General features: G+C 44.3%; 11 protein-coding genes and 1 tRNA gene. 6 read left to right on the top strand and 6 right to left on the bottom strand.

The window, feature by feature from the left end:
• The first annotated feature begins 1 nt into the window (after position 1).
• Positions 2-1,279 carry an MgtC/SapB family protein gene (locus YH65_RS00700; protein ID WP_046550197.1) on the top strand — a complete coding sequence of 426 codons (1,278 nt, stop codon included), beginning with the start codon at positions 2-4 and terminating at the stop codon, positions 1,277-1,279.
• Positions 1,280-1,288: 9 nt separating this feature from the next.
• On the opposite strand, the gene YH65_RS00695 is transcribed toward YH65_RS00700, so the two are convergent.
• From YH65_RS00695 to YH65_RS00685, 3 genes are read right to left on the bottom strand one after another with little or no spacing between them, the layout of a single operon-like run.
• The gene (locus tag YH65_RS00695; RefSeq protein WP_046550196.1) at positions 1,289-2,575 is read right to left on the bottom strand and encodes a chloride channel protein; all 1,287 of its coding nucleotides are present in this window, start codon (positions 2,573-2,575) and stop codon (positions 1,289-1,291) included.
• 60 nt (positions 2,576-2,635) lie between these two features.
• Positions 2,636-3,496, bottom strand: coding sequence for a sensor histidine kinase (locus YH65_RS00690; protein ID WP_052746033.1), 861 nt, complete (start codon positions 3,494-3,496; stop codon positions 2,636-2,638).
• 6 nt (positions 3,497-3,502) lie between these two features.
• Positions 3,503-4,153 carry a response regulator transcription factor gene (locus tag YH65_RS00685; RefSeq protein ID WP_084721985.1) on the bottom strand — a complete coding sequence of 217 codons (651 nt, stop codon included), beginning with the start codon at positions 4,151-4,153 and terminating at the stop codon, positions 3,503-3,505.
• 204 nt (positions 4,154-4,357) lie between these two features.
• Between YH65_RS00685 and YH65_RS00680 the strand changes: the two genes are divergently transcribed.
• Positions 4,358-5,017, top strand: coding sequence for a COG2426 family protein (locus YH65_RS00680; RefSeq protein ID WP_046550195.1), 660 nt, complete (start codon positions 4,358-4,360; stop codon positions 5,015-5,017).
• A gap of 137 nt (positions 5,018-5,154) precedes the next feature.
• Here YH65_RS00680 and fabG read toward each other — a convergent pair whose 3' ends face one another.
• The 3 genes from fabG to gpmI all read right to left on the bottom strand — a co-directional run bounded on the left by fabG (position 5,155) and on the right by gpmI (position 7,891).
• Positions 5,155-5,898, bottom strand: coding sequence for a 3-oxoacyl-ACP reductase FabG (gene fabG, locus YH65_RS00675; protein WP_046550194.1), 744 nt, complete (start codon positions 5,896-5,898; stop codon positions 5,155-5,157).
• A gap of 80 nt (positions 5,899-5,978) precedes the next feature.
• Positions 5,979-6,323 (bottom strand): tellurite resistance TerB family protein, encoded by a 345-nt coding sequence (locus YH65_RS00670; RefSeq protein WP_046550193.1) that lies wholly within the window; start codon positions 6,321-6,323, stop codon positions 5,979-5,981.
• Positions 6,324-6,406: 83 nt separating this feature from the next.
• Positions 6,407-7,891 (bottom strand): 2,3-bisphosphoglycerate-independent phosphoglycerate mutase, encoded by a 1,485-nt coding sequence (gene gpmI, locus YH65_RS00665; protein ID WP_046550192.1) that lies wholly within the window; start codon positions 7,889-7,891, stop codon positions 6,407-6,409.
• Positions 7,892-7,958: 67 nt separating this feature from the next.
• Here gpmI and mraY point away from each other — a divergent pair, with 67 nt between their 5' ends.
• The 4 genes from mraY to YH65_RS00645 all read left to right on the top strand — a co-directional run bounded on the left by mraY (position 7,959) and on the right by YH65_RS00645 (position 12,138).
• Positions 7,959-9,017, top strand: a complete 1,059-nt coding sequence (mraY, locus tag YH65_RS00660) for a phospho-N-acetylmuramoyl-pentapeptide-transferase (protein ID WP_046550191.1) — start codon at positions 7,959-7,961, stop codon at positions 9,015-9,017.
• A gap of 1 nt (position 9,018) precedes the next feature.
• Positions 9,019-10,299: a Mur ligase family protein gene (locus YH65_RS00655; protein WP_046550190.1), complete on the top strand. Its 1,281-nt coding sequence runs from the start codon at positions 9,019-9,021 to the stop codon at positions 10,297-10,299.
• Between the two features lie 61 nt (positions 10,300-10,360).
• Positions 10,361-10,436: transfer RNA gene (locus tag YH65_RS00650), tRNA-Phe, on the top strand.
• 343 nt (positions 10,437-10,779) lie between these two features.
• Positions 10,780-12,138 (top strand): hypothetical protein, encoded by a 1,359-nt coding sequence (locus YH65_RS00645; protein WP_046550189.1) that lies wholly within the window; start codon positions 10,780-10,782, stop codon positions 12,136-12,138.
• Positions 12,139-12,227 lie beyond the last annotated feature (89 nt).

The following is a 12,227-nucleotide window of genomic DNA, read 5'->3' as shown; positions in this document are numbered from 1 at the left end:
TATGGACTACGTGTTGGTAAAATCTCTCTTGATCGCAGTTCTGCTCGGCTTTGCCATAGGACTTCAGCGTACGATGTCCCATCTCTACAGTAACGATGTCGGATTCGCTGCAGGTTCACGTACATTTGCACTGATATCACTTCTGGGATTTATGTCAGGATGGATGTACCAATTTGCCCCTTCCATTATAGTGGTCGCCTCTGCCTCTATAGCAGGTATCATCATACTCTCGTATTATATGAAGAGCATCCATTACAAGAAAATGGGAATGACCTCTCAGATCGCCGCGATCATCACCTATCTGCTTGGGCTGATGGCCTATTTCCATCTGGAACAATATGCCGTTTTCATCGGAGTCATAATGATCGTCCTGCTTGACATCAAACCAAGACTGCAGAGAATAGAAAAAAATATCACTCCCACAGACCTGAATGCCAGTATTCTGCTACTGGCCATGACCTTTTTGATCCTTCCCATCCTTCCGGATGAAATGATCGGCCCCTATAAGCTTTTCAATCCCTACAAAACATGGCTCATGGCCGTCATCATCGCAGCGATCTCATTTGTAGGCTACATTGCCATCAAAATCCTGGGCAATAAACAGGGTGTATTGCTTACAGGGCTTTTCGGGGGGCTTATCTCTTCTACTGCTGTTTCAATCTCCCTCTCAAAGATGTATACAGCGCAAAAAGAGTATCTGAACAATTATGCGGCAGGTATTGCCATCGCCTGTACCCTGATGTACCTGCGTGTACTTTTTGAAGCGCTGGTAATTAATATGGAAGTTGCCTGGCATCTGCTCCTGCCTTACACTCTGGCTGCCTTAAGCGGTTTCGCCTATGTCTATATCATCTATAAACAGGCTACCCAAACAGCACCGGGTATACAGAACGAAATACTAAATAAGAATCCCCTGCAGCTCAGTGAAGCCATCAAATTCGGTATACTTTTCGGGGTCATCTATGGTGCCATTACCATAGTCAAACAAGGATATGGAGATATCGGTGTTTACATTGTCTCTTCCTTTTCGGGCATTACCGATGTCGATGCCATTACCCTTTCGCTCTCACAGCTTGAAGCCGACAATAAACTGCCTATACTGACTGCCGTCAACGGGATCATTATCGCTTCTGTCGTCAACACTTATGTCAAGCTGGGGATCGTTTTCTGGATGGGTGGCAGAAAGTTGGGTATCAGAGTATTATGGTTCGTCCTGCTCACCACAGGCATGATGGGAGCAGGTCTCTGGATAGACACTGTACTGCCATTGACACCCTAACAAAAAAGTTCAATGCGAACCATTTGTCTGGCCAGATGACTCTTCCGCCTGTGTGACATACTTTCTGCGTATATTGAACTGCAAACTGGTTAGGTAACCGACCAGTACCACACTGACACCCGTAGCCACCAGAATGTTGTAATCAAAGGTCAGTTCGAGGGCAAGTACCACTGCTGTCAACGGTAGTTTCATCACCACCCCCATAAAGACCGCAGAACCTACCGCCGCAAAAAAGAATGGCTCAAAAGGAAAATGGGAATAAAAGGTGATGATCTCCCCGTAACCGTATCCGACCAGCGCACCGATACTCATCAAGGGAAGGAAAAGCCCGCCCACGGCATTGGCATATAAAGAGACCGTTGTACCTACAATACGCAAAATGATAATCAGAAATATAAAATAGACTGAGATCGACTCTTTATTGTTGATAAGATGCATCACGATCTCTTTCCCTGAAAATCCTGCATGCGGTTCAATAAGCAGGATCGTTCCTATAACACTGCCGCCAATCAGGGAGAAGACCATATTCCTCATGGTGCGAAACTTCTTAAAGATCTCAAGGTCTATGATATGTAAAAGTCGTTTTTTCATAAAAAGGTAGAGATAGATGAAAATCGTGATGAATGGAATAAAGATCAGGATCGGCATGACATAGTAGTAATCAAATTCTTTGCCCAGAGAACTGTGAAACGAGATGGAATCCAAAAATTTCACTGAGATTGAAAAAGCAATCACTGAACCCAGAATAACATATCCTATATACTGTTTGATGAACTGGTAGGCGATATTCTCTATGGAAAAGACGATCCCAGTAAGCGGAGAAACAAAGATTGCGGCAATACCGCTGCTCGCTCCCACACTGATCATCATTTTGACCAGCATTATAGGAAGGTTGAACAGACGGTGTATCTGATAGGCCACCATCGCTCCCATACCTGCAGACGGACCCTCTGTACCCACGGCATATCCACTGGAAACCGAAAGCGTGGATGCAATAACCTTGAGAAAAAGTGTTTTGACATTGATAATCAACTTGTTCTGACTCACAGAATCGGCAATCTCCGTCAAACCATATTCGCGGATGTAATTGTCTTTTGAGATCAAATAATTGACAATAAAGATCGCTACGGTCGGCACTACATAAAGATACCAGGTAGGTAATACAGGGATCGTTTCAAAAGGGTCCCCCATGAACAGCAGCCGTGTCGTAAATGCGATCAGCATTTCATAAAAAGTAATGAAAAATCCACTGATAACACCCGTCAATAATGTTGCAATTATCAGTTTGGCAATCATCCTAATATCTATCCTTTTATTCTACATGATTTATTATATACTTTTTTAAATAAAAAGCACTCAGGTTCTGACATGAACCCCACTGAGATCAAGCAACACACTGGTCCCTTCGCCTTTTTTCGATTTGATCTGTATCCCTATTCCTTCATCGTTACAGTAAGCTTTAACCAGGGCCAACCCGATCCCCTTGCCTTCTTTTTTTCTGTCACTCTGATAGTAACGTTCATACACCTTCAGAAGTTCGGCCTCATCCATCCCCACACCTTCATCGCTGATCGTAAGCACATTTCCATCGAGTACCACAGAGATCAGGGATGTTTTATCCGAATACTTCATCGCGTTCATCAGAAGGTTGTCTATCATCTTCTCAAAACCGATCCTGTCGACCCTGATCTTCATCTCACCGACATCAAGATGAAAGCTGTTGCGACCGAATGATTTAAATGCTTCTATGCGTTCATGAAGCAAATGATACAGAGTCACTTCCTCTTTTTCGATAGGATGGATCTCTTTTTGAATACTGTAAACCAACTCTTCATACAGTCGTTCCAATCTATCGGATGATGCTTCAATACGCTCCAGTCGTTTGAGGGACCTCTCTTCTTCCTGTAAATGTTTTTTCAACATAGATGCATTGGCTTTAATGGTCGCGACAGGGATATTCAGTTCATGCAGTATCTCCGAACTAAGATGCGAAAGGTTGGCATCGAGCTGGGCTTTTGGAGCCAGAATATGTGAGGAGATAATATACCCCCATCCCCCGGCAAGAATAAGCACAAGCAGTACAGCCACAAGAAAATTCACTTCGGAAAAACCTTCATTTTTCAAGAACCAGTAGAGGAAACTCAATAGTATTGCTACACTGGAAAAATAGCCAAGAGCTGCAAGCAGTATCTGTTTTTTATGGTTCGATATCTTCACGTTTCCCTACTCTGCCCACCGGTAACCTACACCACGGACATTGACGATATTCTCGGTGAAATACTTCTTCAACTGCGTGATGTAGACACGCAGTGCACCGTCACTGGCACTCTGCCCTGCCGCCCAGAGTCTGCTCTTAATCTCATCACTGCTAACCACTTCACCTTTAGCCTGTATCAGCAACAGCAGCAGTTCGATCGCTTTTTTTGTCACATCCTGTGTTTTCCCATCCAGGTAAAGCGTCTTTGCAGCCGTATCGAGACTGTATTCGCCTATACTTATTCTCTCCTGACGAATCTGGCGACGCAGTACAGCCTGTATGCGAAGCAGCAGTTCATCCAGGTCGATCGGCTTTTTCATATAGTCATCCGCCCCTTTTTCAAAGCCTTCTGAAAGAGAAGATTTGTCCTCTCTGGAAGTTAAAAAGATCGTCGGCGTGGTATCGCCGCTCTGACGCAATTTCTGCAAGAGATCAAAACCGTTCTCATAGGGAAGATTCACGTCAAAAAGATAAAGATCGAAAACCTGTTTATAACTCATCTCCAATGCAGAATAAGGGTCCATGGCTGTCTCTACCGCATATCCCTCTTCTTCCAGAAAATCTTCCAGAGTCTCGTTAAAAAGCTGATCATCTTCCAGCACAAGTATACATACCAACTGTTTTTCCTTCATGTTTGCAATAGTTTCTAAAAATATTTTCATCCAATATGACAAAGAAATACTCTACCCATGGAATGGACGCTTGCGTTTGCAACTGCCGGAGTATTGAATGAAAAATATACCACATTTATAGACGATTATACCTCAAAACGGTTTATCATGATATAATCTGGGTCAAACATATTTGGAGAAGGTACTCTTTTGAAACACGAACATTCATTTTTCAAACATACCGAAGGCAAAATACTGATCGCCGGCCTGGGACTTTTAGGGCTTTTTGTTTTACTGATCCTCCTAAGTGCCCTCTTTTCTCAAAAAACAGCCCAGACTTTTTTAAGCATTACGGCAGCCAATCTCATTTTTGGAAGAATGGCCGGTCTTTCTATAGGTATTTCAGCACAGATGGATACCCAATTATTAATACTCTTTAACTTTTTCATTGAGTCGATCATGGTCCTGATACTTTATCCCTTGTTTGTACAGAGCTGGAACAAACTTGAGATCATTACCTATGAACCCCTCCATAACTTTTTTGAACGTTCACAAAAAACAGTAAAGAAATACCAGCCCTATATCAAAAAATACGGTGTCCCCGGACTGATACTCTTCGTGCTCAGTCCAGTCGCCATGACAGGGCCGGTCGTGGGTAGTTTTATAGGCTATATCATTGGATTCAACCACCGTAAAACACTAACGACCATTCTTTCGGCCACTCTCATAGCCATTATACTATGGGTCTACCTCATCGGTCACTTTAAAGATTTTCTTATCACATACAGTCATATGATCTCTATTGGATTCCTGACAGTGGCTATTTTAATGGGGGTGTGGTATTTGATGAAGAAGTATGTGTTAAAATAAAAATAGGTTCCGACGCTAAAAACGTGAAACAGTTCACGTTTTCTTAACGGTTCTTCCAGCCTACGCGGGTCGCTTTGCTCCACCGCTTCGGTTTCGACGCTAAAAACGTGAAGCAGTTCACGTTTTCTTAACGCGTCTCACATATACATCCCGCCGTTGACTTTTAGGGTTTCTCCTGTAATGTAGGAAGCATGGTCAGAAAGCAGGAAAGCGACCGCTTCGGCCACTTCTTTCGGCTCACCAAACCGTCCCATCGGTATCTTTGCGGTAAAAGCATCTTTCACTTCATCTTTAAGCACGTCTGTCATCTCAGTAGCGATGAATCCCGGAGTGACTGTATTGTAACGGATGTTCCTTGGCGCGGCTTCAATGGCGAAGCTCTTCGTCATTGCGATCGTCCCGCCTTTGCTTGCCGCATAGTTGGTCTGACCGGCATTCCCCGTCTCACCTACGATGGAAGCGATGTTCACCACCGAACCGAAACGCTTTTTCCCCATCACTTTAACCGCTTCACGACAGCCGATGAAGGTCGATTTGAGATTAGCCTCTATGACCGACATGAAATCTTCCGTTTTCATACGCATTGCCAGTTTGTCATTGGTGATCCCCGCATTATTCACAAGGTAGGAAAGTTCACCATCCAGCTCAACGATCGACTTGATCGCAGCAACAAATGCCTCTTCGTTACTCACATCAAAACCAATCACTTCGGCTTTACCGCCTGCTGCTTCGATATCCGCTTTGACTGTATTGGCCTCCGCCTCACCACTTCTGTAGTTCACCCATACTTTGAGACCCATCTGGGCCAGTGTCTTTGCGATCTGCGCACCAATCCCACGGCTTGCACCTGTTACCAGTACATTATTTCCCGAAAATTTCATTCTTGTCCTTTCTTGATTTTGGAAGTGGATACTTTAGTTCACCCCCTCTTTTGGTGAAGCTGAAGCTTTCACTTTCCTGTTTATTTGTCACATTCAAAAAGTTTATTCTTGATATCCTCGAATATCTTGTAATCCTCTTCGCTGATCTCATCCGAATAGATAATATGGTTCAACTGTTCAAGCAAGTGAAACTTTGAGAGCTTGTCATCGCAAAGCGCCTGATTGATGATCTCGATATGCTTGTCAAGGTCATACTCTGCATCTTTTATCTTGTAGAGAAATGCTTTTGCCTCTTCGGGAGAACAGTCAAAATCCTGCCCCATGATCTTGCAAAAAAGCGGTGCCTCTTTCTCAATATCCCGATGATCCACTTTGATAATATGTGCCAGCAATGTCCCTACCGACTCTTTGATCTTCTTTTCCATTTTGATACCTTTAAGCTATTACGCTACTAAAGCGATAATGAATTCCTCCTGTCATTGTACCAAAATATTTATTACCTCACAAATTACACGATCAGCGGTTCATCCATCTCTTCAGGAATATCCAGTCCCATCAGTTTCAGCACCGTAGGCGCGATATTGTTCAAACCTCCACCTTCCTTGACCTTATCTACACCATCTGCAAGTATAAAACACCACACTTCACCTACCGTATGGTTGGTCAGAACATGCCCTTCAATATCACACATCTCTTCACAGTTACCGTGGTCACTGGTCAACACGACAGCATATCCGTCTTCTTTGGCTTTTTCAATGATCTTTCCAAGTTCACTGTCCACCGTCTCGACTGCCTGCCGTGCCGCATCGTAATTGCCTGTATGCCCGACCATGTCACCGTTGGCAAAATTCACCACGATAAACTCATAAGCCTCATCCATGGCTTTTCGGACCGCTTCGCCGACCTGTAGTGCCGACATCTCCGGTTTCATGTCGTAAGTCTTGACATCCGGACTGGGAATGAGTACACGGCTCTCCCCTATCATCGGCTCCTCGATACCGCCGTTCAAAAAGAAAGTCACATGCGCATATTTCTCTGTTTCTGCCGTATGCAGCTGTCTTAGTCCTGCATGTGCGATCACTTCCGCCAGGGTATTTTTAGGTGCTTCTTTTGGGAAAAGTACAGGATAGGGGAAAGAGGCATCATACTGTGTCATCGTCGCGATATGCAGGGGGATGAACTTGCGCTTAAAGGCATCAAAGTCCGGATCTCCCAGGGCAGTGGTTATCTCGCGTACCCTGTCCGAACGGAAATTGGTTACAATGACCGCATCTCCCTCTTTCATGCCGTCATACCCCTCAAAGGCTACAGGTTCGATGAACTCATCCGTTTCATTCCTCGCATAACTCTCATCGACATAGGCTTCAGGGCTCAGTGTTGTTTTTGGAGTCGCTTCCGCAATGGCACGATACCCTTTTTCTACCCGCTCCCAGCGATTGTCCCTGTCCATCGTGTAAAAACGTCCGCCTATGGTAGCAATGGAGATATCTTCATCGCAGATCGCTTCGATCTGTTCAATATAGCACTTTGCAGACGTCGGACTAACATCCCTGCCGTCCGTAATGAGATGCAGGAAAACCCTTTTGCCTCTGCGTTTGGCCAGTTTGGCAAAACCAATGGTATGCTCGATGTGAGAATGTACCCCGCCGTCACTCATCAGCCCAATAAGATGTACACGGTCACTCTCCCCGAGTATCTCTTTAAGTGCCTGGTTCTCTTCGATGCTGCCGTCTTCCAGTGCCAGTGATATCTTGACAAGATCCTGATACAGGACCCGTCCGGACCCGATCGTCATATGTCCCACTTCGGAATTCCCCATCTGTCCCTCAGGCAATCCGACACTCAGACCATGTGTCGATATCAGAGCATACGGTGCCGTTTTGAAAAGCCTGTCATAGGTAGGCTTTTGGGCTGCCTCAAACGCATTGCAGCCTCCCTGTGGTTTATATCCGATCCCGTCTGTGATGATCAACACTGTTTTCTGTAGTTCCATGACTGTCTCTTTTTTATTGAAATAATAGTAAAATAAGCTTGTTTAAACCTAAAAATGAAAGTCGCCTATGCTCTATGAACTAAACAACCTGCTCCACATGCACCTTTTTGGCTATATCTCAGTACGTGCCGGTTTTGCTTTTCTTCTGGCATTCCTGCTTGTCCTGATTCTCATGCCCAAATATATCGCCTGGGCTATTTCCAAAAATGCCAACCAGCCCATCAGCAAATATGTAGCAGCCCATGCCAGTAAAAGTAAAACTCCTACTATGGGCGGGGCTGTTTTCATTATTGCCACGGTCATTGCCGCTTTCATCGTGATCGATCTGGAAAACATTTATGTATGGATAGGACTTTTTACCCTGATCGGTTTCGGACTGGTAGGCTTCAAAGACGACATCGGGAAGATCCTCTCCGGTGACAATCTTGAAGGGCTGACGCCCCGCGGGAAAATGGGTCTTCAGATCATTATTTCCCTTATTTCCACAGCTCTGCTTATCTACTCCGGATTCCCTACCGAATTCTACGTACCCTTTGTCAAAACACCGCTTTTTGACATGGGCTATTTCGCGATCCCTTTCTGGATACTGATGTTCCTCGCTGTCACCAACGCGGTAAACCTCACCGACGGACTTGACGGGCTGGCTACAGTGCCATCCATCATCTCTCTCATCTCCCTCGGGGTCATCGTCTATATTACCGGTCACGCCATCATCAGCCACTACCTCCTCATGCCCCATATCAAAGGCGTAGGGGAGGTTCTTGTGCTCACTGCGGCACTTGCCGGCGCATTGATGGGTTTTTTATGGTACAACTGCTACCCCGCGGAGATATTCATGGGCGACACGGGAAGCCTCTCCATCGGTGGATTCCTGGCATACCTCGCCATCCTGGGCAAAAGTGAAGTACTTCTGATCCTCATCGGTTTTGTTTTCGTTATGGAAACCCTTTCTGTCATTCTACAGGTCGGAAGCTACAAACTACGAAAAAAACGCATTTTTTTGATGGCACCGCTGCACCATCACTTTGAACTCAAAGAATGGGCAGAGAACAAGATCATCGTCCGCTTCTGGATGATTGCTTTCATCACCAACCTGCTCGCACTCATAACGCTGAAGATCAGATAATATGAAACCCACTCTATTCGGATACGGTCTTACCACAAAGGCGATCGCCAGAAAACTTGGCGGTGGTTGTACTTTCTTCGATGACAAGACAAATGAACCTTACACGGATGAAATGGGAAACCATATCTATCCTTCATCCATGTTCGATCCGGACAAAAGCGAACTTGAAGTCACCACGCCAAGCCTCAAACCGGATCATCCGCTTATCCAAAAAGCGAAACACCTGCTCAGTGAATACGACTACTTCCTTTCTCCTGCAGGGTACTGTCCCCCGACGGCACCGGGAACCCCGGACTGTACTAATGGTGCTGTGAGGGCACAGCACCCTACACATACCAAACCGTTCACGGTTTGGATTAGTGGTACCAACGGCAAGACGACAACGACACAGATGCTCATACACCTGCTCGAAAAGCGCGGTGCGGTAAGCGGAGGAAATATCGGTACGCCACTGGCAGATCTTGATCCCGATGCACCCATCTGGGTACTGGAGACCAGTTCTTTTACCCTGCATCACACCCGAACTGCTTCGCCAAACATCTATCTGCTGCTTCCCATCACTCCGGATCATCTTGACTGGCACGGTACATCGGAAGCCTATGCTGCCGACAAGCTTAGACCCCTGCTCACCATGAAAGAGGGAGAGCTCGCGCTTGTACCCAAAGGGCTTGATCTGCCTGAAACCAATGCTTTTATTGTCGAATATGACTCCATCGACTTTCTTTCAGACTATTTCAATATCAATCCAGCCCGCATCAACTTCAAAGCAGCTTTCCTCGAAGATGCCATGCTGGCGCTGGCAATCACACGGGTCCTGTTCGATGAAGTCGACTATGAGCGTATCAACACTTTCAAAATGGACCTCAACAGGCAGCAGAAACTTCATGATGCAAAAGGAAGACTCTGGGTAAATGACTCCAAAGCCACCAATGTCGATGCAGCCATCCAGGCTATCCGTGCCTATGATGATCATCATATCCATCTCATCGCCGGTGGGGATGACAAAGGTGTCGACCTGCATCCTTTTTTCGATGCCATGTCACAAGTTTCCCTTACATTATATACCATTGGAACAAACAGTGACAGACTGCTTTCTCTTGCCAACGAATATAACATTGAAGCAGTAGCGTCGAAAACACTTGAGAATGCTGTCACCAATATTGACAAAAAGATGGGCACAAATGATGTTGCACTGCTTTCTCCTGCCGCTGCAAGTTTTGACCAGTTTAAAAATTATGCCCAAAGAGGAGAAATTTTTATAGACCTGGTCAAAAAACTTTAACACGAACCTCTTTTTACTTTAAGGTTTTGCTGTTATAATTTCAGCCACTTACAAAAACAGTGGCTCCGTAGCTCAGTTGGTAGAGCAATGGATTGAAAATCCATGTGTCGGCGGTTCGATTCCGTCCGGCGCCACCATCCAATCACTTTCCAATTCACAAATTTTTAAAATATACACTTAGATGATGACTTATAGATATGTCTGCATCCTGTTACCCTATAAACTGAATCACTTATATAATACTTCATTATCAGTCTCTTATCTTCAGGAAATACCGTTTAAAAATTGTTTACAATTCTTAATAAAAACAGGTATTTTTTTTAAAAAAAATTTAAAAATATTTTTAAAGTTACGGAAAGCCCGTATTTCAGGGCATTATAGATGGTTAACAATTCCGTTAACTTTTTATTAATTTACTTGACATTTATAAATATAATGTGCTATAATTCGCTTGTATTCAAAAAAATCAAGGAGATTACAATGAAAAAGACATTATTACTTTCAGTAGTAGCATCGACATTAATTATGGCAGGTGGAGACATCGAGCCAGTAGCAGCACCGGTAGTAGAGACTTCCAACTGGGAGTGGAGTGGAACAGCTAAGCTTTATTATCAAACAATGGATCACGAGAACTATACCATTAATGGTGCAGTAAACCCTAATGCTCGTGTTGTTGGTGATAGCAATGACATGTTTGACAGAAGATCATCTGCTGCAGACGCAGGCCTTCAGCTTAGAGTAGCAAACAAAGATGTTATTGGTGGTCTTGGTTTTGGTGCTGAACTTACAGCAATCAATACTCTTAACCTTGTAAACTACGGTGTAGTAACTGCATCTATGCAGAGTGTTGGAGCAGATGCAAATGCAGCAGATGCTGATGATATATTAAGTGGCGCATGGGTAAGCCAGGCATATTTGACATATGGTTTTGGAAATACTTCGATCAAAGTAGGTCGTCAGGAACTTCCTAAGTCTCTTTCTCCATTTGCATTCTCTGAAGGTTGGAATATCTTCAAGAATACTTTTGAAGCAGCACTTATTGTTAACACGGACCTTCCGGACACTACATTGGTTGGTGCTTATGTAAACAGAGCAAACGGTTCAAGAAGTTGGGCTGGTTCAATTGTTGCTATTACAAATGCACATGATATGACTGACTGGGCTGATGTTGGTGAGGATGGAGCATATATGCTTACAGCACAGAACAAATCTATTGCTAATTTAACATTGACTGGTTCATTCTATTATGCACCTTCATTTGTAAAAGCTACAGATATGGATGTGACTATTTTCTGGGCTGATGCAAAATATAATAATGCTGATTTCCCTGTAACAGTTGCTGTTCAAGGTGGTGTACTAGATTATGATGCCATAGGTGCAACCGATACTCAAACAACAGCATTTGGTGCTAGAATCGGTGGTAAAGTTGGACCAATTGCTCTATCTGCAGCTTATACAAGTGTTGATATGGAAGCAAATAGTATTTCTGTAACTAACCTAGGTACAGGTGTTAAATCTCCACTTTATACTCAGCAAGTACTTAACCAGGTATTCATCGATGGTCACAACGGTGACGCTGACACTTGGCAAATCAAAGGTGTATACAAAGGTCTTGGCGGTAAATTCGTTGCTCAGTACGCTAACTCTGATACAGAGAATGACTGGAACTATGGTGAATTCGACTTCATCTATGGAACAACATTCAACACTGCTTACGGTGACCTCGGTCTTAAAGCAATGTGGATCAACCAGGACTTCGACGGTGCTCCTAAAGCAGGTGTGAACAGTGGAGACGACACAAACAACGTTATCCGTCTGATCGCTTCTTACGATTTCTAGGAACTGTTTTAAACAGACCTATTCTTAGAGTTCAGGCTTTTGCCTGGCTCTAACTTTTCTTTCTTCTTTTACCTATTTATATTTTTCCA

This window comes from Sulfurovum lithotrophicum, from assembly GCF_000987835.1.
Classification (GTDB): domain Bacteria; phylum Campylobacterota; class Campylobacteria; order Campylobacterales; family Sulfurovaceae; genus Sulfurovum; species Sulfurovum lithotrophicum.
The sequence above is the reverse complement of the archived record's forward strand: the minus strand, read 5'-3'. Positions and strand labels throughout refer to the sequence as shown.

Excerpts from the sequence above, each read along its gene's own strand:
- gpmI (WP_046550192.1), bottom strand. The coding sequence starts at position 7,891 with ATGGAACTACAGAAAACAGTGTTGATCATCACAGACGGGATCGGATAT.
- YH65_RS00695 (WP_046550196.1), bottom strand. The coding sequence starts at position 2,575 with ATGATTGCCAAACTGATAATTGCAACATTATTGACGGGTGTTATCAGT.
- mraY (WP_046550191.1), top strand. The coding sequence starts at position 7,959 with ATGCTCTATGAACTAAACAACCTGCTCCACATGCACCTTTTTGGCTAT.
- YH65_RS00700 (WP_046550197.1), top strand. The coding sequence starts at position 2 with ATGGACTACGTGTTGGTAAAATCTCTCTTGATCGCAGTTCTGCTCGGC.
- YH65_RS00670 (WP_046550193.1), bottom strand. The coding sequence starts at position 6,323 with ATGGAAAAGAAGATCAAAGAGTCGGTAGGGACATTGCTGGCACATATT.
- YH65_RS00655 (WP_046550190.1), top strand. The coding sequence starts at position 9,019 with ATGAAACCCACTCTATTCGGATACGGTCTTACCACAAAGGCGATCGCC.
- fabG (WP_046550194.1), bottom strand. The coding sequence starts at position 5,898 with ATGAAATTTTCGGGAAATAATGTACTGGTAACAGGTGCAAGCCGTGGG.
- YH65_RS00645 (WP_046550189.1), top strand. The coding sequence starts at position 10,780 with ATGAAAAAGACATTATTACTTTCAGTAGTAGCATCGACATTAATTATG.